This is a genomic window from Hahella sp. NS-SX17 (assembly GCF_057367735.1).
Map to the genome: position 1 here is coordinate 5,698,128 of NZ_CM170632.1, position 26,634 is coordinate 5,724,761.

A 26,634-nucleotide genomic window follows, 5' to 3' on the forward strand; every position below is an offset into this window, starting at 1 on the left:
CAGACTAAGTAAGCGCCTCGTGAGAGAGAAACGGGCCCTGGAGCCAAGCTCAGGGCCCGTTTTCCGACAAGAGTGGAAGTTACCAGTGAATTCCCCGCATGATCGCCGCAAAAGCAACCTGCTCAGTGGAAACCTTGGGCTTTTCGCCATCTTTACCGCCAGTGGCGGCGCTGGAGTCCGGAAACATCTTGAAGCCGGTGTTCATGATGATTTCACTGAATTTCGGCGCCATAGAATGCAGCACCTGCGCAAACACGCCCAATCGCGTAGCAATGCGCTTGGGCCTATGAATGATCGCTTCCGCCACCAGGTCCGCCGCTTCCTCTGGAGTCAACGTCGGCACTGAATCATATATCTTGGTAGGACTGATCATCGGCGTCCGCACCAACGGCATATTAATAGTGGTGAAAGTGACGTTTTTATCGGAGAACTCCGCCGCCGCACAGCGAGAAAACGCGTCCAGCGCAGCCTTGGAAGCCACATACGCGGAAAAGCGAGGGGCGTTGGTCAATACGCCGATAGAGGAAATATTCACAATATGCCCTCGCCTGCGCTCAAGCATGCTCGGCGCAAATCCCATAATCAGCCGCAACGAGCCGAAATAGTTGAGCTGCATGGTGCGCTCAAAATCATGAAAACGATCAAACGCATGCTGAATAGAGCGTCGAATGGAGCGGCCAGCGTTATTCACCAACACGTCAACATGCCCCAAATCCTTGAGGACATCAGCGACAAAGCGGTCGCAATCCTCCAGGTCGGAGAGATCGACGGAGTACTCATAAACCTCACCGCCCAACGCCTCCAGTTCTTTTTTCACTTCCTGAAGCTTTTCCAAAGTGCGGGCGGCGATCACTACCTTGGCGCCCGCCTCCGCCAACTTGCGGGCGGCGCTCAAACCGATGCCGGACGTCGCGCCGGTGATGACGCAAACCCGTCCCTCTACGGCACCACGCAGTGTGCGATCCTTGTGTAAATCCGGGTCCAGGTGACGTTCCCAGTAATCCCAAATCGCTGGCGAATAATCCTGCAAACGAGGCACAGCGATAGCAGTCCCTTTGAGCAGGCGTTCAGTTTCACGATTATCGAAACGGGTCGGATAATTAATAAAGCTCATCACTTCATCCGGAATCCCAAGATCATTGAGCACGGCGTTCTTCATTCGTTGCACAGGGGGCAGGCGCGCAATCCCCTGACGAATCATGGGCGGGATAAAACCAAACATCCGCGCGTCAATACGCATGGCCATTTTAGGAGCATGCCCAGCTTCAGCGAAAATGTTCAGGATTTCTCCCACTTTGTAAGGGTCTGGATCAGTCAAATGAAAGCATTTGCCGTCTTCTCCCTCTGCATGCGCAATGTGATCCATTGCATCTACAACAAAATCCACTGGCACAATATTGATGCGTCCGCCTTCCAGGCCCACGGTGGGCATCCACTGCGGCAGTGCGCTACGCAGCTTCTGAATGAGCTTAAAGAAATAGTAGGGACCATCGATTTTATCGATTTCGCCAGTTTTAGAGTGGCCGACAACCATACCCGGGCGATAAACGCGCCAGGGAATCTGGCATTCTTCACGCACCACTTTTTCGGATTCATGCTTGGTGCGCAAATAAGGATTGTCCAGCTTTTCCGCCTCTTCGAACATATCTTCCCGGAAGATGCCGCGATATAGACCCGCCGCCGCAATGGAACTGACATGATGAAAGCAAGCCGCCTTGAGACTATCGGCGAGCTTAACCGCATTCCGCGTCCCTTCTATGTTCGCCTGCTCCTGGCTTTCAGCGGAAGCCTGCATGTCATAAATGGCCGCCAAATGGAAGAAATGATCCACCTTGCCCTGCAGCATGGCTGCGTCTTTCTCAGAGACTCCAAGCATCGGTTGCGCCAGGTCGCCGACCACGCCGATCACTTGCTTATCCGACGCGCTCCAGCGCTCACGCAATTCATCCAGCTTGGGAAGAGACGCCTCCCGCACCAGCAAGTAGACTGTTCCGCCGCGTTTCAATAAATTGGGAACCAGAAAGCGACCGATAAATCCGGTGCCTCCTGTCACGAAGTAGTTCATATCCACTCCATTCCGGTTGATGTTTTTTTAACTTTATTAGTGAACCCAGCTCCACCGATTCAGTGCAAAGCTTTCCTGTTTTCCAGTTGTATAGCCTCTTAGTATGGCAAAGGTTTTTGTTGTCGAAGGCCGAGACTATAAACCTTTACGAGTGTACTTATTTTTATTCTGCAACTCATTGTTTGTGTTAGAGCAATGGCTCGAAACATGGATTAGATCAAAATAACTACAAAATAATAAAGGCATAACTGACGAAGGACGCCCTGCCAGTGCGCCCTAACTCGCATTGTAAGCGGGATAATGGGGAGTTGCGGAGCGTAAAAACAACGGAGGCGAAATCAACGGATTTAGCGCAGAAGAAATCGGTGGGATTAGTGCAAACAACCTAAACAACGAAGCTCCGGCCGCCGCAGCGGCCGGTTTCATCGGAGCGTCAGTACATATGCTGACCGCCATTGATAGACAGGTTGGAGCCAGTAATGTATCCCGCCTCTTGCGCCGTCAAAAAGGATACCGCTCTGGCGATTTCTTCCGGCTCAGCGAAACGTCCTACCGGAATCTGCGCCTTTATTTTCTCCCTGACTTCTTCAGCCACCGCCATCACCATCGCAGTGGCCACGTAGCCGGGAGAAATGGTGTTCACAGTCACGCCCTTACGCGCCACTTCCTGCGCCAGCGCTTTGGTGAATCCGTGAATGCCGGCTTTGGCGGCGGAATAATTCACTTGGCCGAATTGCCCTTTCTGGCCATTGATGGAAGAAATGTTGACGATACGGCCGAACTGCCTTTCCAGCATATCGTCAAGAAACTGCTTGGTGACATTGAAGATGCTGCTGAGATTGGTGTCGATGACATCCTTCCACTGCTCCATCTGCATCTTTTTCATTACTGCATCGCGAGTGATGCCGGCGTTATTCACCAGCACATCAACCACCCCGTACTTTTCACGAATATCCGCGGCGGCGGCTGCGCAACTTTCAAAACTGGAGACATCCATGAGTTCGATGGCGATATCAAACCCACGCTCCCTCTGCTCAGCCCGCCAGGCCTCCGCCTGAGTGCGCTTGGCCGGCGAGCTGTAGGTGGCGATCACCCGAAAACCGTCTTCCGCCAAACGCTGAGAGATGGCGGTCCCGATACCCCCTGTGCCGCCAGTAACCAATGCAATATGCTGTTCCATGTCAATCTCCTTATTTCTGTCCACTGCGAGTTTCTGTCCAATGCGAGAGGTCGCATTTTGGATACTATTTATTCTACGTGACAGCTTAAATTAGACCTTCGCCGAGGCCCTTCGTCTTGACCAACGTCAAGAGTTGTCCTACTCCTCTTCTCCGCTTACGGATGAGGCTGCAATGGTCAATTTTTACGCGCCTTAGCGAGACCGCTAAACCGGGTAGTAACGCCGTACAAGAGAGACGCCCCAAGCAGACAAACCCTCACATTAAGAATCCTTAAGCAGGTCGGACTCAAAAGCCATTGTGATATACTCGGCCCATGATTAACCTGAAGTGGCCGCCATGACCAATAAAGACCAGAGATATATTCGCATCGCGCAAGCCTGTTTGCGCGCCATCAACGAAACATCCACCGACAAGGACGCTCTGCAGGAAAACATCCGCAAAGTTTATGAAGCCATCGATATCGCGTTTAAAAAAGAGTTTTTGATCATTGAACAAAACGCCGGCATCGCCGAGAACGCGTTGAAAAAAATCAGCGAACTCAGCGCCAGGGAATCCGTCAGCGAGGCTAAAGCCATCGCCTCATCAGCGCTGGACGCCTTGCAGCAAGCCAACCAACCCGCCAAGCATCATTGAACCAAGTCTTGACGGGCATGTCTCAGCTAACTGGAAATTGGCGTCGCCTGCAAAACAAAAGACGGCATCGGCCCGCCAATTTATCCCGCAAACACCTATACTCAGTAAATGGCCTTAATTTATGCGATCAAGAACCCTTAGCGTTGCAGCCGCCGGCACTTTGATCCTGGTTTTTAGTTTCGTTTCCGCCTGCAGCGTTCTCAATAAAAGTCCTAACACTATGCCCTCAGTGAACAGCACCATCGCCAAAAGCCCAAACGACAAGCGTCAATACCGGGCCGTCACGCTGGACAACGGCTTACAGGCGTTGTTGATATCCGACCCGGAAACCGATAAAGCCGCCGCCGCGATAGATGTGGACGTAGGCAGCGGCGCCGATCCAGTCGGCCGCGAGGGACTGGCCCATTTCCTGGAGCACATGCTGTTTCTGGGAACGGAAAAATATCCGCAGCCTGACGAATACCAGTCCTTTATCAATCAGCATGGCGGCTCTCACAACGCCTTTACCGCTTTCGACCACACAAACTACTTCTTCGATGTTGACGCCGATTCACTGGAGCCCGCCCTGGACCGCTTCAGCCAGCAATTCGTCGCCCCTCTGTTTTCCGAAGCCTATGTAGAGCGTGAAAAGAATGCGGTGCATTCGGAGTACACTTCGAAATTGCGAGAAGACAGCCGCCGCTTTTTCGCCGCGGTCAAACAAGCCATCAACCCGGCCCACCCCATGGCCAAGTTCGCCGTCGGCAACCTGGAAACCTTGGCGGACCGCCCTGGTGAGGATATCCGCGCCGCCCTGCTCAAATTTTATGAGCAACACTATTCCGCAGACATCATGAGGCTGACCGTCTATGGCAAAGAGCCGTTAGACACGATGGAAGCCTGGGTGAAGGAAAAGTTCAGCGGCGTGAAAAAGCGCGACATCGAACACAACCAGAAACGGCCTCCGCTGTTCAAACCCGGCGCAGCGCCAACGCTGTTGTCCGTCAAGCCGATTAAGGAAAAGCGTTCGTTACACCTGATGTTCGAAGCGCCGCCGATTGAGCCCTACTTTCACGCCAAACCGGTGTACTACCTGACCAACCTCATCGGTCACGAAGGCGAAGGCAGCCTGTTATCCTGGCTGAAGCGGCAGAATCTGGCGGAAGGCCTCTCTTCCGGCCTGTTCACTAGCGAGGAGGACAGCTCCGTGGTCAGCGTCTCCATCACGCTGACGGAGAAAGGCCAGAGAGAATACATTAAGGTAATTCGCGACGTATTCACCTACATCAACCTGATCAAGCAGCAAGGCATTGAAGAGTGGCGCTTTCAGGAGCAGGCGAAGATGCTGGACATCGCCTACCGTTTCCAGGACCACGCCGCCCCCATTCACTATGTCAGCAGCCTGGCGGGGCGTCTGCAGGATCACCCGCCAGAACAAGTGCTACGCGCGCCTTATGCTATGGACGACTATGACGGCAAAGTACTGAAAGAGTTTGCGGACAGACTGAGCCCGGAGAATATGCTGGCGGTGCTATCCGCTCCGGAAGCCATTACGGACAAAACTGAGCGCTGGTACGAAACGCCCTATGGTGTGCGCGCGTTCACCCCTGAGGAGGAAGCGCTAATTCGTACGCCGGATCAGCAGGCGGCTATTCATCTGCCAGGTCCCAACGAGTTCATCCCAGACGATCTAGACCTGCTGGCTGGCTCGGATATGACCGTCCCGGAAAAAATCTATGAACAGCCTGGGTATGACGTCTGGTTCGCGAAAGACTTATCCTTCGACTCCCCTAAATCCAGCTTTTACCTAAGCATTCGCTCGCCGCTGGCCAATAAGAGTCCGCGAGATCAAGCGCTGACCGAACTATTTATCTCTCTGGCCCGGGACGAGTTGAACGAGTACTCCTACCCCGCTTATCTGGCGGGATTGGACTTCAAGCTCTACAAACATTTGCGCGGCATAACGCTGCGTATCGACGGCTTCAGCGATAAGCAGCCCGTGCTGCTGGAGCGCATTCTAACCACGCTAAAACAACCCGAGCTGCGTAAAGACCGCTTCAACCAGTTCAAGAAAGACATGCTGCGCGACTTGAAAAATGCGACTCAGGACAAACCGTTCGAACGCCTTGCGTCAGAAGCGCGGACTTGGTTGCTGCAACCCTACTGGACTGAAGAACAACAGATTGAGGCGCTGAAGAAAATCACCCTGGATGATGTGCGCGCTTTCGCGCCTACTGCGCTCAAAGAGATCAATCTGGTCGCCCTCGCTCACGGCAATATTTCTCGCGAGCAAGCGCTGCAGGCCGCCAACGTAGTTGAAACGCAACTGATGAACGGCGCCAATATTGTCGAAGTGCAGAAAAGCGCCGTGGTGGATATTCAAGGCGGCGACTGGTTTAAGGAAATCAGCACGCCACATCAGGACTCCGCCTATCTCTATTACGTTCAAGGGCCAGGCAAAACCTATGCAGACCGCGCCGCGTTCGGCCTGATCGCCCAGATCATTTCACCGGAGTACTACAACGATATCCGTACTGAAGCGCAGATGGGTTATGTCGTATTCGCCACCCCCTATACGCTGCTGGACACGCCCGCCCTGGCTTTTATCGTGCAGTCTCCATCGCATACGCCACAGCAGATTCACACTGCGACAGAGAGCTTTATCGCCCGTTTCGCCAAAGAGCTGAGGTTAATGCCCGAAGCGGAGTTTGAAAAGCACAAAGCTGCTTTGAAGGCGCGACTGACGGAAAAGGATCAGACCCTGGAGCAACGCTCTGACCGCTTCTGGACGGAAATTGACGTCGGCAATGAAGAGTTCGACACCATGAATCAGATAGCCAGCGAAGTAGACAAACTCAGCCTTGAGCAACTGGCGAGTTATTTCGACAGACAGTTTGTGGCCGATAAGAGCGCTTTGCTGGTAGTCACTGATGGCGACAAAAGCGGCGCGCACTGGCGTCCCGGAAAAGCGGAGCCGTTGAAAGACAAGGAGAGCTGGCTCAACGCGAACAAGCTGTTTCCGCTGCGAGCCAAATACTGACGGGCGCGGTAGCCAACTCACTCCAATAAAAAAGACCCGCATCGCGCGGGTCTTTTTCGTTACGCTGTCCGCCAGCGAGCGTCAGCAGGCTATAGCGCCGTGGGGTTAGAAGTCCATAGGAATGATGGACTCTCCGTATAAATGCAGGTCTTGAAGAATGGATAGTTTTAGCGGCGTGATATCTGGATCGGCGGCAAGCTGCTCCAGTTTCTTGAAGTAAGCCTGAAAGCTGATCGAAGCGCCGCCAGACTCTCCCGCCAAACGGCGATAGCGATACCGCTCCCACTTCTCCATTTCCTCTTCGTTCAAGGTTCCGGGAAAGTTTCTGGCGCGATACCGAAATAGCATTTCCTGCAAGCGAGGGTCTTCGAAGGGTAACTCCAATTCCCCCAGAACTTCCGGCGACTGTTGCTGGATGAACGTCATCAGCTCCCGGTCGTTTTTGCTGAAAAAGCCGCCGCTGTACAACATCAAGTCCGGATCAGTTTCACTGTCGTCCATCGGTTCATTGAACACTTCCGCCACCAGCTCCTGAATATTCGCCACTTGACGCAACGCCTGCAGATGAACGCGCAGCTTATCCCCATCCAGCTGAAAACCGCGCAGCCTTTCCGGGTCCATGGTTTTGAGGATTTTACTCTCCACCAGAATCGGACACTTATTCAAGTGCACGACTTTCAACGGAATCCGCTCCGCGCCTTCAGGGAGGTCTTCATTTGAGGTGAAGATACGCTCTCGAATCTTCTCCACCGGCAAGTGCGTCCAGGTGGACGGGTCCGCGCGCAGATCATAGACGATCACACCGTTGGGATTGGTAGGATGACGCGCAATGGGCGCCACCATGGCGCAGCAGCCCATCGCCGCCGGAAACTTGGAGGACACATGAAACAGAGGTTTCATACGCTCGGTATCCACAAGCCCTTCCAGCACCTTTTTATTACGATGGCGAAGCACGTAATCATACAGCTTGGGTTGCGCCGTTTTGATCAGACGCGCCACGGCGATGGTGGCGTAGACGTCAGACATGGCGTCATGCGCCGCCTCATGCGACACGCCATTGGCTTTGGTTAACTCTTCCAGACGAAAACTGGGAACGCCGTCTTCGTTCATAGGCCAGTTAATGCCCTCTGGACGCATAGCATAAGTGAGCCGCACCATATCAATGACATCCCAGCGGGAATTGCCATTGCGCCACTCACGGCTGTATGGATCGTAGAAGTTACGGTACAACGTGTTGCGGGTGACTTCATCGTCAAAGCGGATGCTGTTGTAACCGACCACACAGGTTCCCGGCTGAGAAAACTGTTCGTGTATCAGGTGAATAAACTCCGCCTCGCTCACGCCTTCCGACAGCGCCTTCTGGGGCGTTATGCCGGTGATCAAACAAGCTTCCGGTTGCGGCAATACGTCTTCCGCCGGCTTGCAATACATCACCAGCGGCTCTTCGACAGGGTTGAGATCCAAGTCCGTGCGCACGCCCGCAAACTGAGAAGGCCTGTCTCTGCGGGGATCTGCGCCCCAGGTCTCGAAATCGTACCAATAAAAGGTGTCAGCCATTTAACTACTCTGAGTCGTCAATCAGGCGCCCATGTTAGCCAATAGCGCCCCGTTCGTCATGTTGGATTCCCTGTCGAGCGCTGGCACAGCATTTGAATGAAACACCAACAAGCGCTTTTCAATGCCGGAAAAACGTACTCAGAGATAACAAGGTAGCCGTCATGGGTTTAATTCGCACTTTATTTGAATATGGAAATCAGGCTTACGAAGGCCTGAAACAGCCCACCGCCGCCCAGCAGACAAGGGCCGACGCGGCCATGGACACGCTTCCTGAGCCAGGAACCGTAACCCTGTCAGGTCAACAGCAGGAACAAGCCTCCCGCCCTCGGGTTATGATCAAAGAGTTTCAACAAGGGGTCGGGCAAGATACTGCCTTTGTGCAGCAGACGCTCAGGCAAAAGCTTGCCGAGTATGGCGTCACCAGCGTGCGCGGACAGGTTCGCCTGGGTCGCAACGAGACCGGCGCGCTGGAAATTTCAGGAGCCATTCCAACGGAAGCCAAGCAAAAGATTGAAGCGGACATCAACCGCAACCCGGACATCAAGCAAACGTTCGTGCGGCTGAGTAACCAGAAGCCTGCACTGGATTACGTTCAGAATGTCATGCGCCTGCAGAATGCCTACGGAGGCGACAACTCGCTGTTCAGCTCGCTGCTCTCCTCCAATCCGCAGAACAACTCCCTGCAGGACATTGTGCAACGTTTTCACAAAATGGGCTCCGCGGCTGCGGAGATGACCGCAAATTCCGGCGCCGCCTTCTCCATCTCGATCAGTTGATGCATGGCGTCGCCGGGAACCACCGGCGGCGCAGTCATTCAGAAGCCGGAAATATCGCCCGCGCCTTCTCTCAGGATCACTGGCGTATCGTCGGTCAAATCCACGACTGAGGTGGGCTCCATGCCGCAGAAACCGCCATCAATGATTAAATCCACGGCATGCTCCAGCATTTGCCGAATCTCGTAGGGGTCAGTCATCGGCATTTCCTCGCCAGGCATAATCAGCGTGGAACTCATCAACGGCGCGCCCAGCTCTTCCAGCAATGCCTGCGCAATGCGATTATCCGGCACCCGAATACCAATCTGCCGCCGTTTCGGATGCAGCAACCTGCGCGGCACTTCCGAGGTCGCCGTCAGAATAAATGTGTAGGCGCCGGGAGTATGGTTTTTCAGCAGTCGATAGGTGCTGTTGTCCACCTTGGCGTAGGTGGAGATATCGCTCAAATCCCGACACACCAACGTAAAATTGTGCTTGTCGTCCAGCCGACGGATACTTTTGATGCGATCCGCGGCGCTCTTATCGCCGATGGCGCATCCCAGCGCATAGCCAGAATCCGTGGGGTAAACGATAACGCCGCCATTGTGAATAATTTCCACCGCCTGACGAACCAGACGGGACTGCGGGTTGTCCTGATGAATCTGGAAAAACTGGCTCATTGACCGCCCTGCTCCGTTTTGGCTTTTTTGCTGCCGCCCATGCAATTCGGCGAGTCCGGGGCCTGGCCTTTCTCCAGCCATTCCTGCGGGGTGAACGTGTGCAGCGCCAGGGCGTGAATACCCTGCTGCATCAACTCTCCCAACACCGCATACACCTTCTGATGCCGTTGCACGGAACGCATGTCCGTAAATTGCGGCGTCACCAGCACCACTTTGAAATGGGTTTCCGAGTTGGGAGGGACGCTATGCATATGGCTCTCATTGATCACCTCCAAGTGCGTCGGAGTAAAAGCCTCTTTTAACTTATTCTCAACAGAAATCTGGATTTTCATATTTCTTTCAGCAGATAGGATTAGACAGCAAGCCGCCGCGACGGGCCTCGTCGCGGCGTAGATAATGAATACACTATAAACCACTCCGCCGCGTTCGACGAGCGAAGAGAGCCCGCTTACCGCACTGTGACGCCCGCCGCCACCGGATAGGGTTCCGCGCGATTGGCCGCGTAATCCCGCATCCACACTTTAAAAATGTACTTTCCCGGCGCCACGATACTCCCTGTGCCGGAACGTCCATCCCAGTCTATGGCGACGTGATGCTCGCCAATCAACGGCTCCCGATACAGCTCCCGCACCAGAGAACCGCCCCGCGCTTCATAGACGTAAACCGTCGTCAATGCGCCTTCATTGAGGTCAAACTCCAGTCGCGCCTTGTCATTGGACTGATCGCCATTGGGGGTGATCACATCCGGCGTAACGCTGATATTGGCCCATTGCGGAGCTACCGTATCCACAATCACCCGCAACTCCCCGCTTATACTAAGTCCCTGCGTGTCCGTAGCCGACAGCGCAATCACATAACGATCATCCGTGACCGTGATCCCGCTGAAATCACGGCCATCCCACAGCTTATCCAAGGAAACGCCGCTGCCTTGCTGGCGAAACAGCTCCACTCCATCCCGAGACTGGTAGCTTAGCGTCCAGTCGAGTTTCTTATTGAAGGTCGCCTTGAGCGTGACGCTGTCACGCCGCCCATCGCCGTCAGGGCCAAACTCCGCATAGTTGGACTCATAACTCAACAGTTGCGGCGGCTCTGAGTCGGACACCGTGTTAACGCTGAAATACACTTCCGCAGGCGTCGCCGCCACGCCATCCACGTCCACGCCCGTGATCAGAAACCGATAGGAACCGTCGGGAGCCACCGCCCCATTATGATCGCGCCCGTCCCAGGTCAGATCGATGTGCTCCCCTTTACCGCGAAACACATTCAGCGGCTCATTATCCAGCGACAGGACAGACGCTTCCCATTGCAGAGGCGCGGTGAAGTCTGCGCTCACCCTCAAGGTATCGTTGGCCCCATCGCCATTTGGACTGAAAGGAGAAGGCTTGGCGGTGGCGTTCTTAATAGCGGCTAGCCCCTGCATGCCTCGCGCCACAATAATCTCAAAATTGCCACTGCGATTATCATCCCAGGCGACGAAGACGCCGCCACTCTCATCGACCGCCACTTTGGTCACCAAAGATCCCAGTTCACTGGGGGAAATGTTGGCGGCGGTCGAGAAAGTCAAAGCCCGGTCATCCGAATAGGCGAACATCGCCTCGTAATTGCCTGGGGTCGTATCTTGCCAGACAACGTATAGCACACCCTCAGCGTCCGTCGTCAGGTCTGGACCAATGGAAGCGCCCAGGTTGCCGCTGATATTGCCCGGCGGCGCAAAATGTTGACCGCCGTCCTCAGAGCGGGCGACAAAAATCTCCGCCTCGTCGCCAATCTGTTCACTCCAGCCAATATACACATTGCTGCCTGCATCCGCCGTCAGCGCTACGGAAGACGATACCGCACTGCTAGCGGAAATGCTTACCGGCTTAGAGAAACTGCGGCCGCCGTTTCTTGAGTACATATGATAGACATTCTGAGCATTGGTCCAAGCGACATGGATGCGCCGGTCCCCTCCCGCCGCCATACGCACGCTAGAGACAAAATTGGCTTTGATCTTGGCGATCTGCTGAAAGCTGCCGCCGCCATCCACACTCTGGGACACCATCACCTCTTCCGTCCCGGTGTCAGTCCAGGCGATGTATATTACATCCGCCGAGTCCACCAGAATATCTGCGCGCACAGAGGCGCTATCATCTCCCGACAGGCTGACGGCGGGCGTAAAGGTTTTGCCGCCGTCCTCCGAGCGCACGTAAAGAATAGATGAAACGCCGGACAACGTGTCCTGCCACACCGCATGCACCTTGCCGCGGGAATCCACGGCTACGTCCGGCGCGCTGGACTGCCCCGAGGGAGACGACAATTGTTTGGGCGGGGCGTAACTTTCGCCTTTATCGCGGGAGCGCGTGAACATGACTTCCTTCACGCCGGAGCTGTTGTCATCCCAGGCCACATAAAGGTTATCGCCTTTAATCGCCAGGCTGGGATTAAAGCTCAGCCCCTCGGAATAGGATAAATTTACAGGCGGGTAAAAATTAATCTCCGCTGAGATTGGAAGAGCAAAGGCCGTCAATAACGTCAAAAGGGCCACACATAAATGAAATCTACATCCTGTTTTTCGCTTAAAAGTCCTTATTACTCTCATTTTCCTTCTCCACAGCGATCATTGCGACCGCCGCTATTTCCTTATATTCGCCGCCCATCCCTTGTTCAGGGCGATGCGAAGGGCTAACTGCCGCTTCGCTTGTGTGCAGGAGACCCTGACCTCGGATCTCTGCGACCACTGCCCCTCGCCTTTGGACGGTTCCATTACCTGCTTGATCGCCTGCCACCGCTGCGAACGCTCCGGCGCGGAATGCTACGGCAGTCCCCCATGATTGGCCCACGCCATAGCAGGATTTTCGGGACAGCCGCCAGGCCAATGATATATCCAACTTACCCGCGAGGACCATGGGTACGGCCTGCGATGCAAAAAGTAGCTTGTTGTTACATTTTTAAATTGCTCACAAAATTCATTTAAGCTGAAGTAGACCTTGCCCTAGTCCGGCTTTTCGCAAGGTTTGCTGTCTGTCGACAAAGTCACTGAATCAGGTGCGGTTCAACCCGGTCCGCACATTTTTCGGCAAAAGTTAGCGAGATTGGTGGTTTACTGCCAAACTTAGATATACATCAAACAGTTAGACGAACGCAGACTATGAAAATCGGACTTCTAGAAGACGACCAGAATCTGGCGGACCAGCTATTGCTAAATCTGCGGAACTCAGATTTTCAATGCCGCCACTACAACACGGGGAAAGATTTTTTATTCGCCGTCACCCATGACAGCTTTGATTTGCTCATCATGGACTGGCAATTGCCGGATATGGACGGCATCGACATCCTTCGCAAGGTGCGACAGCAACAGGAATGGCCGATCCCGGTGTTGTTCCTGACCCAGCGCGAAGCGGAAGAGGATATTATTGAGGCGCTTGAGGCTGGCGCCGACGATTACATGGTGAAGCCGGCGCGCCCCGGCGAACTCATCGCCCGCCTCAAAGCGCTGAGCCGGAGAAACCGCACCGAGGAAAGCGATGCCGAAGAAGCCAGCTATGGCCCCTTCAGCATCAACCACAAGAAACGGACCATTCAACTGAACGGGGAAGCGCTGACGTTGACGGACAAGGACTTCGACCTGACGACGTTCCTGTTCGAAAACAAAGGCCGTCTGTTGTCGCGCAAGTACCTGCTGGAAAGGGTCTGGGGCGTCAGCAGCGATATTAATACCCGCACCGTGGACACGCATATGAGCCGTCTGCGGCGTAAACTGGGAATCAAACCGGAAAACGGATTTCGCATTAAGACCATTTACCAGCACGGTTATCGGCTGGAGGAAGTGGAATAGGCCGCCATTGTCCGGGTATCGCGGCGAACGATTGACGACACTGCGAATATTGGGAGTCTGATTGAAACAGAGCAAACGCCACTTGCTGTGGTTGTGGTTACTGTGTTGGTTCTCCTGCGCCGGGTTCGCCCAAGAGCCTGACAAGATGGAGTGGACTTACACCACCCGACCCAATGACAGCCTGCAAAGCATCGGGGAACGCTTTCTTGCGCCGAACCGCGGCTGGGACGCGCTTATGCGTCACAATAGTCTCAACGACGCCTGGTCGCTGCAGCCCGGCTCGCAACTGCGAATTCCTGTGGCCTGGCTGCGCCATTATCCGCAATCCGCTTCGTTGCTCAATTTGCGTGGCAAAGTCTGGTTACGCAAGGCGCACACCTCCCACTACGTCCTGGCGACACAAGAAGCCAAACTGGAAATCGGCGATGAGATCAAGACCGATGAAGGCTCAGCGCTGGTTGGGTTTGCGGATGGCAGCGAACTGACGGTCTCTCGCCAGTCCATCGTAATTTTCAACACGCTGACTCACTATGGCGATACCGGCATGGTGGATACCCGACTGCGCCTGCTGCGCGGAAAAATGCAGCAAAAAGTGACGCCACGCCGGGGCCCCGCCTCCCGCTATGAGGTCTCCACGCCCTCCGCAGTGGCGGCGGTGCGCGGCACCGCTTTCCGCCTGCGGGCGACCGCTGACGTCACAGTGGCGGAAGTGACAGAAGGCGTGGTGGAAGTCTCCAACGCTACTCTCTCCCGAACACTCTATAAAGGACAGGGCGCCACGCTCAGCTCCGGCTCCTCCTTCGCTGAAATTCAATTGCCGGAAGCGCCGGAAGTGTCAGCCTCGGCAGTGTACAACGCCCTCCCGATAACGCTGAGCTGGGCCCCAGTCACAAACGCCACGGATTACGTTATCGAAGTTTTTAAAGGCGACAGCAAGGAGCTACCTGTTTATTCCCAACAAGTTAACGCCCCTCTGGTTGAATTGCCGGACCTAGGCAATGGCGACTACCGCATATTGCTACGGGCAGTGGACCCGGGAGGCTTGGAGGGCGTAGACGCGGAAATTCGCTTCAAAGTAGAGCAAAAGGCGGAGCCAGCGCAGCTGATAACACCGCTGACGGGGGCGTTGCTGCGAGAGCCCCGCCCCGTTTTCCGCTGGCGACTGGACACGCCCACCCAGATGTCCAGCCTTGAAATCTCCGCCGATCCCCAGTTCGCCGCCCTCTACACCCGCACCCCCTTCTCCTCCGACTCCAGCGCCCAAGCCCAACGCGACCTGAACGCAGGTGAATATTTCTGGCGCATCGCCACCCTGGCGGGTGGTGAAGATTTTTCCTACAGCGAGCCGAGGAGGTTCACCATTCTGGGAAAGCTTAACGACACCCATGTCATTGCAGTGAACTATTTTGATGAGAAAGCGAAAGTGTTCTGGAAAAGCGTGCCCAACGCAGACCGGTATATACTTCAAGTGGCGGAAGACGAATTTTTCAGCCGGGTCATTGAGGAGCAACAAGTGGAGAAGACCTCCGCCAACCTCCGTCTGACGCCGGAAAAGACCTACTGGATTCGCATCAGGCCGGTGGCGGGACCGCTTTATTCGTCCAACTTCGGCTCGATCCAGGCGGTCAGGATAGACCCCTAGGCATTCGCCCTCCTTCGATCTGCATGAAGCATATCGGGCGCAAGTAACGTCAGAACCATTTCAACCACAACAGTAAAGGGCCTTTATGGGATGACCCCTGGCAAACCTGATGCGCAGCCCAACCCGCCCACTACGCGGGACAATACCTCCCAGGTTCGTCACAGTCGCGGGTTCCCCGTCACCGAACGTTATCTCTTCGCCGCCATTCTGGTGGGCTTGTGTTTCCTTCTAATATCCAGCGGCTGGACGCAACGACTGGACTATCTGTTTTACGACTTCTGCCTCAAAGTACGTCCCCTGAGCACCAGCACCAGCAGCGTCATCGTCGCGATTGATGAAAAAAGCCTGCTGGAATATGGTCGCTGGCCCTGGTCGCGGGACCGCCATGCAGCCTTGATCAAACGCCTGCGCAACTCAGGCGCTCGCGCCGTAGCCTTCGACCTTCTGTTGTCCGAACGCAGCTCCCCCGAAGCCGACCAGGCGTTCGCCCAGGCTATGGCGGAAGCCGGCAATGTGTTTCTCCCCCTGCACATTGATCACGTCGGCAATACCGGCCACCTCACCGAAATTCTGCCTATCGCTCACTTCATCGACACGGCGGAAGGTCTGGGACACGCACAAATGGAGCTGGACGCCGACGGTATCGCACGCGGTTTGTACCTGTATCAGGGCCTGGGCGACAGCCATTGGCCGAGTCTGGCGCTGTCTGTATATCAGAACCTGTATCCCGACGAACGCCAAAAGAAAGAAGAACCGGACCACGGCGGCGTCTTCAACGTCCGCGAGCAGTATCGCCTGATCCCCTTTATCGGACCGCCGGGCAGCTTTCCCACACTGTCCTACAGTGAAGTCATGCAAGGCGAGCTTCCACCTGACTATTTTCAGAATCGAGTTGTATTTGTAGGCGCCACCGCCGCCGGTCTCGGCGACTTCCTGCCAACGCCGGTCTCCGGCGCCTCCACCAGCATGGCCGGCGTTGAAGTGCACGCTAACGTTTTTGAAGGGCTGGTGCGCAAAAACATGCACCGCCTGATTTCTCCCACCTGGCAATACCTGCTGTCACTCAGTCTGGTGCTGATCGCAGCCCTGGTGTACCCACGAGTGTCGCCGGAGAAAAACCTGCCATTGACGCTCGCCCTGGCGTTGTCGGTGCTGGCGTTCAGCTACTTGCTGCTGATAATCGACCATCAATGGTATCCACCCGCCGCGGTCGTGCTCTCTCTGATATTCGCCTACCCCTTTTGGAGCTGGCGGCGCCTGAGCCGCCTCAATCAGTTTTTGAATCAGGAGTTAAAGCGACTGGAACAAGAGCCGCGCCTGCAACAGGGCGATATCTACGACTCGCCTCAGCAATGGGCGCAACAGGTCACGCGCCTGCTAAAGCCCGCCTTGTGGGAGTTTCGCGAAATCGCTCCCGGAGGGCAGCAGCGATTCGACCTGAACGCCAGCGTAGGCGTAATGGAGGTTCTACTGCCCGTCTCCGACGCCGTCGGCAAAATGGCGCTGTACATGCGCTTCGAGGAACATCCGGACCAACTCAAGCGGACCGCTGACTTTCTGCAACGCCTCTATCCGCAATTGATGCAGAAAACAACGCGCCGGCAACCTTCCAGCGAGCTGATCGATCGCCGTATCTCTCAGGTGCGCTTCGCCATCGCCGCCATTCGCGACATGCGCAAATTTGTCTCCGAAACCATCGCCAACATGCCTGACGGTGTGCTGGTAGGCGATGAAGTCGGCCGCATCTTATACCTGAATGAACACGCCAGCCGCTGGCTGAGCGCCAATGCAACCGCCAACGCCTATATCGCCGAGTGCATGCCTATCGCCAATAAGTTCACGCCAGCGCTATGGGACGCTGTGGTGCGTAAAGTACTGGTAGAGGGTGAAGCTCAATCTATGGAGTTGCACACCCGCAACACCGCCGTCATGATTTCCCTCGCGCCGATGCGCTTCACCCATTTGAACGCCAACGGCATTATCGTCAACTTCTCAGATATCACGCCGATACACGAGGCCCAGCAAAAACGCCTGGAAACCATTCACTTCATCTCTCACGACTTGCGCGCGCCCCTGGCGTCGCAACTGGCGTTGCTGGACACGCTGAGCGCGGCGTTACCAGACGCCAAACTGGCGGCCAAGATTGACGCCGCCCGCGAACTCACGCAGAAGAGCCTGGGTATGGCCGAAGCGTTCCTGCAATTGGCGCGAGTGGAAGCAGCGGACCACATTCACTTTTACGACTGTGAGTTGTTGGACATCGTGGACAACGCCGTGGACTCTATTTCCCCCAGCGCCCTCACCCGAGGTATTGCAGTGCAGGTTTACTGTGAAGAAGAGTCATTGCCGATCAAGGCCAATGCGGACCTGCTGGAGCGGGCTTTGGTGAACCTGCTGCACAACGCCGTCAAGTTCACTCCGCAAAATCACAGTATCGAACTGAAGCTGGAGAAAACTGACGCCGCCACCTCAATCCGCCTGCGCGATCAGGGACCCGGCATTGCTGAGTCGGAGATCCCTTACCTGTTCGAGCGCTTTCGACGCACCCACGCTTCGGAGCAGCAGGGCGTGCAAGGCAGCGGGCTGGGATTGCGATTCGTCAAATTGGTCATCGACCGCCACGGGGGCGTAATTCAAGTGAACAGCGCACTCGGCGAAGGAACGGAAATTGTGATTGAGTTGCCCGACGCTGGATGAAATCGGCGTGCATTTGACAGTGTTTCACAGAAGCCTGCTTCCACATTGGGCGTTTTCAGAGATACTTAAAGGGTGTCACCTTCAACCAGCGCTTAGATATACATATGTCAGCGCCCGATAGCCCTTTTATGATCCGATTTTCATTTTACAAAGCGGCCTTGGCAGGCCTGTGCGTCATACTGGCTAGCGCCATCGTGTCAAAACTGCAAGGATCGCCGCAAATCAAGGAAAAGAGATACGATTTCAGCCTGCCTCAGGTGAGTCTGGAAAAAGCAACGCCGGTCGCCTCTGTAACTTCAGTGTGCGCGTATTCGGAAACTTGCAGTGAAGAAGTGAAGTGGTCGCAAACGCCGACGATCGCCCACTCAACGTCAGCCCTTCCAGCTAAAGCCGACAACTCAAACCGTTAGAAGCGCAGCACGGAATCTGTGGACCCCGCGCCGCGCCAACATCAGCTTTGCAGCAGTTTTATCAGTTCCGTCATAGCGCGACTCAGTTCATCCACCGCCCTTTTGTTTTCTGTGATCATCAGCCATTTTTCATCCTGGTTTTCAGGATTCCACAGCCAGCATGCGCGCTGGTTCAAATCACAACCGGAACGGACATAAGGGTCGACGCCAAACACTTTGAAGCGGGAGATATTATGGCTGACATTTGCGCTCAGGTAGTTAGTTTCCTGCAGGACAATTTCATTCCGTGAATTAACGCTGACGCGATAGACAATGCCTTCCTCTTCATTCAGCTTGCGTATGCGGGAGGGCGTGTAAACATTGGCGGCCAACAGGCTGTTGATGTGTTGCACCAACGCGCTCTGATCAGTGCCCGCCAGATAGAGTCCGCGCAGCTTTTGCAGATACTCGCCGCTGCCGTTCTCCACGACTTTGCTCCAATCTATGGAAGTGGACTCCGCGGTCTGCTTGGGCGGCTTGAGCTGGTCGTCCAGGCGTGTGATGGAGCGCAGGCTCTCCTCGTAGTACTCGCCTTCACTGCCGGCGAGATTGACGTAACGAACAAAGGCTTCCCGCGCTTTCTCGTACTCGCCCGATTTCATCGCCACCCGTCCCCGGTAGAAATAGTATTGGACCGTTGGCGTAATATTCAATTCAGAAACCTTATCCAGCGCCTCCTGCGCCTGGGCGAACCTTTCCGCTTCGATGCTCTCTTCGGCGACAAATAACAATCTACGCATTTCATGCTCCGGCGCCAGGGAGTCCGCGTTAGCCTGACAGGCGAAGCTGAGCGCTAAAATCAATAACGTCCGACGAAACATTCTATACACCTCATACACACTTACTACCGAATTATAAGCATAGATACAGATCGGCGGCTAAGGTTTAACGCAATTTTCATCCTATCGGACGATTACGTCACAGTACTTTCATGTTGACGGCATAGGCTCTACCTTTTCTTTAAAGGGTGCGACGCCGTTTTCCCCCTGACAATTGCCTTGCAACGCTTGGCGGACGCCAGACTGAATGGGACCTCTCAGCTTTATGTATCCGAAAATTCATTTTCCGGTTAATGAACTGAATAAAATCCAGCAGTTAATCGAACTTGGCGGCGGCAACGTCCAGCACGAAATCCTGGATACCATTGAGTTCCGCGGCCACAGACTACCGCTCTATCTGATCAAAGTCGGCTCTGCAGGCCCCGATAAACCCGCGTTGGCTCTCACCGGCGGCGTGCATGGCCTGGAGAAAATCGGCACCCAGGTTATCCTGGCCTTCATGGAGTCCTTGCTGAAGCAGCTGATCTGGGATGAGGGTTTGAAAGAAGAGCTGAATCATCTACAGCTCTATTTCCTTCCCGCCCTCAACCCTGCCGGCATGATGCGCAAGACCCGCGCCAACGGCAATGGCGTCGACCTGATGCGCAACGCCCCAGTGGACGCAGAAGCCCGCGTCCCGCCTCTGCTGGGCGGCCACCGCTTGACCACACGCATCCCCTGGTATCGGGGGCCGCAGGATCACCCCATGGAAAAGGAAGCCATCGCCCTTTGCGATTTCGTACGCGAACGCCTTTTCCCCGCCCCGTTCAGTATGGCCCTGGACTGTCACTCCGGCTTCGGCTTCAACGACCAGATCTGGTTCCCTTACGCCTACAGCAAAGAGCCAATTTTTCATCTGCCGGAGATCTTCGCGCTGCGCAACCTGTTGTTCGAAACCTATCCCAACCATGTCTACACTTTCGAACCGCAGTCCCGTGTCTACACCTCTCATGGCGACTTATGGGATTACCTCTACATGGAGGCGAAAGCCGCCAACCGCCTGTTCTTGCCCATTACCATGGAGATGGGCTCCTGGCTTTGGATAAAAAAGAATCCGCGCCAGCTTATCCAGTTACTGGGCTTCTTCCATCCTGTGCTTCCCCACCGGTTGCGCCGCGTGCTGCGCCGCCATCTCATATTCATCGACTTTCTGAAAAACGCCGTGCGTTCTTACGGCAACTGGCTACCGGACAAACGCCAGCGCAAACACTATGAACTGGCGGCGTTATCTTTATGGTATGAGTCCTGATTATGAACCAGGCCCATGAGTTTCCAGCGCGGGATCAATATGACTTGATCCTGCTGCGAGGATGGATGCGCGACGGACGCCACTGGGAAGGCTTCGACGCCTTGCTGCAGGACGCCCTTAATGAAAACGGCCTGGACGTGCGCGTGCAAACCCTGGATATCCCCGGCAACGGCGCCCGCAACCAGGACACCACCCCGGCCACTATCGCCAGTATGATTTGCGGCCTGCGGGAGCGGAGGGAAACAGGCCGCCCTCTGGTGCTGGTGGGTCTATCCATGGGCGGCATGCTGGCGACGCAATGGACCTACGACCATCCAGAGGAAGTGGCGGGCCTGGCGTTGATCAACGCCAGCATGCGGCCTTATGGCGCGCCTTGGAATCGACTGCGGCTCAGGATATGGCCCAAGGTTTTGCAAGGGGTTGGCGTCACCGCCGCCCGTCGGGAAAAGCTGATCATGCAACTGACCCTCTCGCCGCTGTTACGCACTCGTGAGCGTCTCCGTCGCTGGGTTGGCTGGAGCAGAGAGCGTCCGGTGCGCACCTTCAATGCGTTACGGCAACTGGCGGCGGCGGCGCGCTTCAGCTGTCCGTTTGATTTTGCGCCACATCGACCCTGTCTGATTTTATGCAGTCTCGGCGACAAACTGGTGGACCCCAAGTGTTCCATCGCCATGGCGCAGGCCTGGCAAACCCGCTGCGTCACGCATCCCACCGCCGGGCATGATTTGCCAGTGGAAGACCCATGCTGGCTGCGACAACAGTTACTCAACTGGCTGATCCCATTATGCGCAACACTGGAATTCGCCACCCACTCGTCTTGAGCCTCCCCCGGGGTGATCAGCCAGCCCTCCCGCCACATTTGGCCATGATTCGTCAGCGTATTGCCCCTGAGGCCCCATCGCCACGCCTGATTTCGTTGTTGTAATGACAATCACAAAACAACAGCAGAACAGGACAGAGACATGAAACACCCCGTACTGAACCCCAACAAATTCACCCGCATCAGCGCCACTCTGTTTTCCGTGGCCATGATCACAGCTTGCAGCACGCAAAATCTAACGCCAGAGTCTTCACCTTCTGAAGACTTTGCTGTAAAGTCAGCGGCCCATAACGTGGAAGTCGCCGACAATAATAGGGATGTGTCAACTTCGGAAGCCGATGAGCTTTATAGCTACGGCGTATCCCAGGCCGATGACAGCCCAGAAATAACGACATCGAACGCCGCTGAAAAAATAAACGCTGCAGGAACAACCACCGACAGCACAACAACCGAAGTAACAAGCGCCTCGACCACGGAGGGAAATGATATGACTGTTCTAGTACTTGACGACGCAACAGCCGCAGCCCTGGAAAAAGAGTATGGCGGCGCAAAACAACTCGCAGGCGTCGAACCACCTCAGCCCCGCGTTATCTTTTATCCTCTGGAGAAGTCCAACCTCGACCAGGGAGACATGGCGGCTCTAAAGCAGCATGCGGATTTCCTTAGCGTGCATCCCAACTATCAGATTCAAATACATGGCCATACCGACACCTCAGGCCAGGCGACATACAACGAGCGTCTGTCCGAAGAGCGCGCGCAGCGAGTGGCGGATTATCTGTTGAACAACGGCGCTCGCCCTGAGCAGGTGGAAGTGTTCGGCTGGGGCAGCCGCGAGCCATTACTGACCTCTTCTCATCATGAGAAGAACCGCCGCGTCGAGTTGATTTACCTGAACGATCAGGTCGCCGTATACGGCGCGCCCCAGATCATGGAGCATAACGCCTCCGAAGTCAGCGAGACATTCTAAGCGCTGCTTAACCGAAACTGGCGGTCGCCACAGACCGCCAGCGGCTGTATTAAATCTCCTCGCCTTTTATGATCGGCCCCATGGGCTGGGGCCGATCATAAAAGAAGCCTTGCAATACCGGAATCCCCAGCTTCACCATCCGGCAGGCGATATCCCGACTTTCCACACACTCTGCAATACAATGCATGCTTCGCAAACGGGCGATTTTAACCAGTGACTCAATCACGATCTCTGCAGAGGGATCTTCCAATACCCGGCGCACGAAGCCGCCGTCCAACTTGACGTAATTCACCGGCAGCTCGCTCAGATAGCCATAGCTGGCGGAACCACTGCCGAAATCATCCAGCGCGAAACGATACCCCTTCTGCGCCATACTGCGGATAATCTCCCGGGTCTGGGCGATATCGGCCAGCGCTACGCTTTCAGTCACTTCAAAGCAGACTCGGGAGCGATCAATGCGGTATTTCTCCGCCCAGCTTTCCACCTCTTTGAAAAAGCCGTGGTCATTAAATGTAGCGCCACTTAAGTTGACGTTATAGATAAATTCCAGCCCCACGCTATTCGACATGCGCCGAAACAAGGTTTCCGTCACCCAACGATCGATGATTGGCATAAACCCAAAGCGCTCGGCCACCGGGATAAAGCTGCCAGGGCTGACCATTTCATCCTGTCGCCGCAGGCGAAGCAGCACCTCGCATCCCGGCATGTCCACTGCGTCGCCATTTTCATCGACACAGAAAATTCCTTGCTGGTACAGCTCAAAGTGCCCAAGCTGAATAGCGTTTTTCAACTGCGACAGCCATTCCAGCTCACCGTGATAACGCATCATCACCGTATCCCCGGCGTGATACACTCGCACTCTGTCACGCCCGCTTTCTTTGGCCTGATAACAAGCAATATCAGCGCGGGAGAGCACTGCCTGGCGGCTGTTGTCCTGGTCTGTGATAAAGGTGACGCCAATGCTGGCGCCGACGGAAAACACCAGATCCTCGTAGGCCAGCTGACAATGAGAAATAGTTTGCCGCACCTGCTCCGCCACCGTCAGGGTCTGCGCTTCCGTGACGCCTTCTATCACCAGTGCGAACTCATCGCCGCTGATGCGCGCCAGCATGCCGCGTTCGGGAGTGCTTTTACGCAGCAGGGAGGACAGTTTCTTCAACAGCAGATCGCCCACCTCATGGCCGCAGGTGTCGTTAATCAGTTTGAATTGGTCCAGGTCGATGTAAAGCAGGCCCGACACCAAGTGGTTGTCGTTTTCGCTCAGGAGTCGATGCAAATAGTTATCCAAGGCGCGCCTGTTCGGCAGATCCGTCAGCGGATCATGTAACGCCTGATGCTCCAACTGTCGGCGCAATCGTACTTCATCGCTGATATCCCGTAACACGATCACCGCGCCATTACTGAGGCGATCGCCCCGTCCGCCGCCGCCAACAACGCGGCGGATGCGTATTTCCAGTGTGCGGGCCCCATCGTCGGCGGACTCGAACAAGTAGCTCTCTATCTGGGAATCACGCTGGGACTGCGCCAGGAAAAACTCCACCGGATTGGCGGGATGCCTGGGGCCCTTCAATGTCTTGAGCGGACAGATCACCACAAAGGGTTTCTCCATGGCCGTGCGTTCGCTCCAACCCGTCAACTGCTCCGCCATGGGATTCATAAACACCACATGGGCGCGCTCATCGACTTTGATTACACCATCACTGATGGACATCAGCGTGGTGCGCAGACGATTACGCTCCGTGGCCAGCATGCTGCGAATGGTGCGATTGGTTTCAAAGTTGGCGGTCACCACATAAGCCAGCAAGGTGCAGGTTCCGACAAACGCCATTTTCACACTGATCATAAAGTCGCTGGAGACGCCTTGCGCGCCCTCGCCCAGCACCAGCGCCGCCAAAGCGACCAGACTCAGACTGGCGCCCTGCTTACCCAGGGTGATGGAGGTATAAACCACATAGGGCAGCAGCAGAAAAAACAAGGTCCAGGCCTTGTCGGGAATCACCACGAAAGCGGCCGTAAAAAACATAGCCACCCAGGAAGACTGGGTCAGCCAGCGCAACACCAGGCGGTAGCCGGACGGCGGCTCGATCCACCAGAAGCGGATCAGCGGCGTAATGATCATGATGCCAATGGAGTCTCCCAGCCACCATGTCATCCAGGTCGCTCCGGCCTGCCCGAGAGTAATTAACTCACTGGAAAGCAGTCCCGCCACGCCAAGCCCGGCGCCGAACAGCGGCGCCAGCAAGGCGGCGAGACCAATAAAACGCAGACTATCGCCGACGCTGCTGAGATAAGGCGTAATACCGAAGTAACGGATCATCAACATCGCGCAGGCCACTTCGCTGAGCTGGCCGATTCCGCCAATAACGCCGTTGAGCATCGACTGGTTCAAAGTCATCGCCGACAGCAATTCGCCAACAATAATGACCGGCGCCCAGCGCCAGCCGCTGAACCAGATCATCGCCAACGCCAACCCAGACGGCGGCCACAATGGCGTCACGCCGCCGTAGTAAACATCCAGCAATAACCCAAGTCGACCGCCCAGGTAGTACAGCGCAAGCAATAGGATGAAGTTGATGGAGTAGCGAATTAGCTGCATGAGCCGATGATATCTGTCCCCGGGAAAATCATGCGTTATAAAAACTATATGTCATACAGCCAACTTTTCTAACTTTACGCTCCCTGTTTCTGCAGTCTGCGAAAAATCATTGCAAGCTCAGCCGCAACAGGCCGTAGGTTTACATAGCCTCCCGCGCTGCTCAATAGGCCATTTTGTGGTGGCGGGAAGGATAATTTTCGTCTATCTGTTAAAGACGCGCCCTTTGCCAAACAACAAAAAGTCGACATTGCTCCAAATCCACCGGACACCACTTCGGGAGACTTCTGCATGGAATTCAACCAGTATCTGACCGTTCTGGCCAAGAATGACGGTTCCGACCTCTATCTGAGCACCGGCGCGCCGCCCTGCGCCAAGTTTCATGGCAAATTGAAGCCCATTGATAAAACCCCCATCCCTCCGGGCAGAATCATGGAAATCGCCAACGCCATCATGGATGAAGAACAGCGCGAGCAATTCGCTCATGATTTGGAAATGAATCTTGCGTACAGCATCCCCCAGGTTGGCCGTTTCCGGGTCAACATCTTTAAACAGCGCAATGAAGTCTCCATCGTCGCCCGTAATATCGTGACCGATATTCCCAACGCTGACAGCCTGGGGCTGCCCCCTATCCTGAAAGAAGTATTGATGTCGAAGCGGGGGCTGATTCTGTTCGTCGGCGCCACCGGCTCCGGTAAATCCACCTCCCTGGCGGCGTTGATCGATCATCGCAACAGCAATAGCGGCGGCCATATCATTACTATCGAAGACCCGGTGGAATTCATCCACAAACACAAGAAAAGCATCATCAATCAGCGGGAGGTCGGCGTCGATACGCGCAGTTACCATAACGCGCTGAAAAACACCCTGCGGCAGGCGCCGGACGTGATTCTAATCGGCGAGATTCGCGACCGGGAAACCATGGAGCACGCCCTCGCTTTCGCGGAAACCGGGCACCTGTGTATTTCCACTCTTCACGCCAACAACTCCAATCAGGCGCTGGACCGTATCATCAACTTCTTCCCGGAAGAACGACGCAATCAGTTATTGATGGATTTGTCGCTGAACCTGAGGGCTTTCGTTTCCCAGCGTCTGGTGCCTACAATTGACGGCAAACGCACCGCCGCCATTGAGATTCTGCTGGGCACGCCCACAGTCAGTGAGCTGATTCTGCGCGGCGATATCGACGGCATCAAAGAGATCATGCAGAAGTCGGAAAACATAGGCATGCAGACCTTTGACGCGGCGCTGTTCAAGCTGGTGCAGCAGGAAAAAATCAGCGTGGAGGAGGCCCTGAAGAACGCCGACTCCGCCAACAACCTGCGTCTGCGCATCAAACTGCACGCCGGCGTGGAAGTTCCCACCAGTTTGGGCGATGAAAAAGTCGATGACGCGGGCCCTGAAGAATTGGCCGCCAAAAAGCCCAGCGGGGGATTTTCGCTCAGCCTGCAGGAGATTGAAGAGGAGGACGAAGAAGACAACGCCCCCTTCAAACCCAAAAACTGACATTAAGCCACCTTCCTGTTTTCCCGCAAGCGAAGTCCAGCCGCTTGCGGGCTGCGATAGCAGTTGTCAGCCGTTCCGGCTTCCGCCAAACTGAAGCGCCTCAAAGACTTAGCTTCAGCTCCAGGGTTGGCTACAGACTTTGTGGCGGCAATTAGTTTGTAGGGACAATTAAACTCAATAACAACGAATTTG

19 protein-coding genes are annotated in these 26,634 nt (G+C 55.2%); 11 read left to right on the forward strand and 8 right to left on the reverse strand.

Annotated elements, in window-relative coordinates; genetic code table 11:
- Nucleotides 1-79 precede the first annotated feature (79 nt).
- Both AC2IBB_RS25350 and phbB read right to left on the reverse strand, forming a co-directional pair.
- Nucleotides 80-2,065, reverse strand: coding sequence for an SDR family oxidoreductase (locus AC2IBB_RS25350; protein ID WP_486329490.1), 1,986 nt, complete (start codon nucleotides 2,063-2,065; stop codon nucleotides 80-82).
- A gap of 433 nt (nucleotides 2,066-2,498) precedes the next feature.
- Nucleotides 2,499-3,245, reverse strand: coding sequence for an acetoacetyl-CoA reductase (gene phbB / locus AC2IBB_RS25355; RefSeq protein WP_486329491.1), 747 nt, complete (start codon nucleotides 3,243-3,245; stop codon nucleotides 2,499-2,501).
- 337 nt (nucleotides 3,246-3,582) lie between these two features.
- On the opposite strand from phbB, the gene AC2IBB_RS25360 reads away from it, so the two are divergent.
- Nucleotides 3,583-3,879, forward strand: coding sequence for a hypothetical protein (locus tag AC2IBB_RS25360; protein WP_486329492.1), 297 nt, complete (start codon nucleotides 3,583-3,585; stop codon nucleotides 3,877-3,879).
- 121 nt (nucleotides 3,880-4,000) lie between these two features.
- Nucleotides 4,001-6,898: an insulinase family protein gene (locus AC2IBB_RS25365; protein ID WP_486329493.1), complete on the forward strand. Its 2,898-nt coding sequence runs from the start codon at nucleotides 4,001-4,003 to the stop codon at nucleotides 6,896-6,898.
- A gap of 105 nt (nucleotides 6,899-7,003) precedes the next feature.
- Here AC2IBB_RS25365 and sbcB read toward each other — a convergent pair whose 3' ends face one another.
- Entirely contained in the window at nucleotides 7,004-8,455 is a 1,452-nt protein-coding gene (gene sbcB, locus AC2IBB_RS25370) for an exodeoxyribonuclease I (protein WP_486329494.1), read from the reverse strand.
- Nucleotides 8,456-8,616: 161 nt separating this feature from the next.
- Here sbcB and AC2IBB_RS25375 point away from each other — a divergent pair, with 161 nt between their 5' ends.
- Nucleotides 8,617-9,231, forward strand: a complete 615-nt coding sequence (locus AC2IBB_RS25375) for a hypothetical protein (protein ID WP_486329495.1) — start codon at nucleotides 8,617-8,619, stop codon at nucleotides 9,229-9,231.
- 38 nt (nucleotides 9,232-9,269) lie between these two features.
- Here the strand turns inward: AC2IBB_RS25375 and AC2IBB_RS25380 are convergent, their stop codons facing one another.
- The 3 genes from AC2IBB_RS25380 to AC2IBB_RS25390 all read right to left on the reverse strand — a co-directional run bounded on the left by AC2IBB_RS25380 (nucleotide 9,270) and on the right by AC2IBB_RS25390 (nucleotide 12,402).
- Nucleotides 9,270-9,887, reverse strand: coding sequence for an L-threonylcarbamoyladenylate synthase (locus AC2IBB_RS25380; RefSeq protein WP_486329496.1), 618 nt, complete (start codon nucleotides 9,885-9,887; stop codon nucleotides 9,270-9,272).
- Nucleotides 9,884-10,219 carry a BolA family protein gene (locus tag AC2IBB_RS25385; protein WP_486329497.1) on the reverse strand — a complete coding sequence of 112 codons (336 nt, stop codon included), beginning with the start codon at nucleotides 10,217-10,219 and terminating at the stop codon, nucleotides 9,884-9,886. The genes AC2IBB_RS25380 and AC2IBB_RS25385 overlap by 4 nt, the downstream gene beginning before the upstream one ends.
- A 116-nt stretch (nucleotides 10,220-10,335) precedes the next feature.
- Entirely contained in the window at nucleotides 10,336-12,402 is a 2,067-nt protein-coding gene (locus AC2IBB_RS25390) for a hypothetical protein (RefSeq protein WP_486329498.1), read from the reverse strand.
- 612 nt (nucleotides 12,403-13,014) lie between these two features.
- On the opposite strand from AC2IBB_RS25390, the gene AC2IBB_RS25395 reads away from it, so the two are divergent.
- The 4 genes from AC2IBB_RS25395 to AC2IBB_RS25410 all read left to right on the forward strand — a co-directional run bounded on the left by AC2IBB_RS25395 (nucleotide 13,015) and on the right by AC2IBB_RS25410 (nucleotide 18,450).
- Nucleotides 13,015-13,701, forward strand: a complete 687-nt coding sequence (locus AC2IBB_RS25395) for a response regulator transcription factor (protein ID WP_486329499.1) — start codon at nucleotides 13,015-13,017, stop codon at nucleotides 13,699-13,701.
- A gap of 61 nt (nucleotides 13,702-13,762) precedes the next feature.
- Entirely contained in the window at nucleotides 13,763-15,343 is a 1,581-nt protein-coding gene (locus tag AC2IBB_RS25400; RefSeq protein WP_486329500.1) for a FecR domain-containing protein, read from the forward strand.
- Between the two features lie 90 nt (nucleotides 15,344-15,433).
- A complete protein-coding gene (locus tag AC2IBB_RS25405; protein ID WP_486329501.1) occupies nucleotides 15,434-18,040 on the forward strand; it encodes a CHASE2 domain-containing protein in 2,607 nt (868 codons plus the stop codon).
- Nucleotides 18,041-18,234: 194 nt separating this feature from the next.
- Entirely contained in the window at nucleotides 18,235-18,450 is a 216-nt protein-coding gene (locus AC2IBB_RS25410; RefSeq protein ID WP_486329502.1) for a hypothetical protein, read from the forward strand.
- A gap of 41 nt (nucleotides 18,451-18,491) precedes the next feature.
- On the opposite strand, the gene AC2IBB_RS25415 is transcribed toward AC2IBB_RS25410, so the two are convergent.
- Nucleotides 18,492-19,310 (reverse strand): tetratricopeptide repeat protein, encoded by an 819-nt coding sequence (locus AC2IBB_RS25415; RefSeq protein WP_486329503.1) that lies wholly within the window; start codon nucleotides 19,308-19,310, stop codon nucleotides 18,492-18,494.
- 223 nt (nucleotides 19,311-19,533) lie between these two features.
- On the opposite strand from AC2IBB_RS25415, the gene AC2IBB_RS25420 reads away from it, so the two are divergent.
- From AC2IBB_RS25420 to AC2IBB_RS25430, 3 genes are all read left to right on the forward strand, one after another.
- Nucleotides 19,534-20,556, forward strand: coding sequence for a M14 family zinc carboxypeptidase (locus AC2IBB_RS25420; protein ID WP_486329504.1), 1,023 nt, complete (start codon nucleotides 19,534-19,536; stop codon nucleotides 20,554-20,556).
- Nucleotides 20,557-20,558: 2 nt separating this feature from the next.
- The gene (locus AC2IBB_RS25425) at nucleotides 20,559-21,377 is read left to right on the forward strand and encodes an alpha/beta fold hydrolase (RefSeq protein WP_486329505.1); all 819 of its coding nucleotides are present in this window, start codon (nucleotides 20,559-20,561) and stop codon (nucleotides 21,375-21,377) included.
- Between the two features lie 141 nt (nucleotides 21,378-21,518).
- Complete coding sequence (locus AC2IBB_RS25430) at nucleotides 21,519-22,343, forward strand: OmpA family protein (protein WP_486329506.1); 825 nt, start codon at nucleotides 21,519-21,521, stop codon at nucleotides 22,341-22,343.
- Between the two features lie 49 nt (nucleotides 22,344-22,392).
- Here the strand turns inward: AC2IBB_RS25430 and AC2IBB_RS25435 are convergent, their stop codons facing one another.
- Nucleotides 22,393-24,939: a bifunctional diguanylate cyclase/phosphodiesterase gene (locus AC2IBB_RS25435; RefSeq protein ID WP_486329507.1), complete on the reverse strand. Its 2,547-nt coding sequence runs from the start codon at nucleotides 24,937-24,939 to the stop codon at nucleotides 22,393-22,395.
- A gap of 288 nt (nucleotides 24,940-25,227) precedes the next feature.
- Here AC2IBB_RS25435 and AC2IBB_RS25440 point away from each other — a divergent pair, with 288 nt between their 5' ends.
- Complete coding sequence (locus tag AC2IBB_RS25440) at nucleotides 25,228-26,442, forward strand: PilT/PilU family type 4a pilus ATPase (protein ID WP_486329508.1); 1,215 nt, start codon at nucleotides 25,228-25,230, stop codon at nucleotides 26,440-26,442.
- The last annotated feature ends 192 nt before the right edge of the window (nucleotides 26,443-26,634 follow it).

Coding starts and splice junctions, on each gene's coding strand:
- AC2IBB_RS25350 (WP_486329490.1), bottom strand. CDS start 2,065: ATGAACTACTTCGTGACAGGAGGCACCGGATTTATCGGTCGCTTTCTG.
- phbB (WP_486329491.1), bottom strand. CDS start 3,245: ATGGAACAGCATATTGCATTGGTTACTGGCGGCACAGGGGGTATCGGG.
- AC2IBB_RS25360 (WP_486329492.1), top strand. CDS start 3,583: ATGACCAATAAAGACCAGAGATATATTCGCATCGCGCAAGCCTGTTTG.
- AC2IBB_RS25365 (WP_486329493.1), top strand. CDS start 4,001: ATGCGATCAAGAACCCTTAGCGTTGCAGCCGCCGGCACTTTGATCCTG.
- sbcB (WP_486329494.1), bottom strand. CDS start 8,455: ATGGCTGACACCTTTTATTGGTACGATTTCGAGACCTGGGGCGCAGAT.
- AC2IBB_RS25375 (WP_486329495.1), top strand. CDS start 8,617: ATGGGTTTAATTCGCACTTTATTTGAATATGGAAATCAGGCTTACGAA.
- AC2IBB_RS25380 (WP_486329496.1), bottom strand. CDS start 9,887: ATGAGCCAGTTTTTCCAGATTCATCAGGACAACCCGCAGTCCCGTCTG.
- AC2IBB_RS25385 (WP_486329497.1), bottom strand. CDS start 10,219: ATGAAAATCCAGATTTCTGTTGAGAATAAGTTAAAAGAGGCTTTTACT.
- AC2IBB_RS25395 (WP_486329499.1), top strand. CDS start 13,015: ATGAAAATCGGACTTCTAGAAGACGACCAGAATCTGGCGGACCAGCTA.
- AC2IBB_RS25405 (WP_486329501.1), top strand. CDS start 15,434: ATGACCCCTGGCAAACCTGATGCGCAGCCCAACCCGCCCACTACGCGG.
- AC2IBB_RS25415 (WP_486329503.1), bottom strand. CDS start 19,310: ATGTTTCGTCGGACGTTATTGATTTTAGCGCTCAGCTTCGCCTGTCAG.
- AC2IBB_RS25420 (WP_486329504.1), top strand. CDS start 19,534: ATGTATCCGAAAATTCATTTTCCGGTTAATGAACTGAATAAAATCCAG.
- AC2IBB_RS25425 (WP_486329505.1), top strand. CDS start 20,559: ATGAACCAGGCCCATGAGTTTCCAGCGCGGGATCAATATGACTTGATC.
- AC2IBB_RS25430 (WP_486329506.1), top strand. CDS start 21,519: ATGAAACACCCCGTACTGAACCCCAACAAATTCACCCGCATCAGCGCC.
- AC2IBB_RS25435 (WP_486329507.1), bottom strand. CDS start 24,939: ATGCAGCTAATTCGCTACTCCATCAACTTCATCCTATTGCTTGCGCTG.
- AC2IBB_RS25440 (WP_486329508.1), top strand. CDS start 25,228: ATGGAATTCAACCAGTATCTGACCGTTCTGGCCAAGAATGACGGTTCC.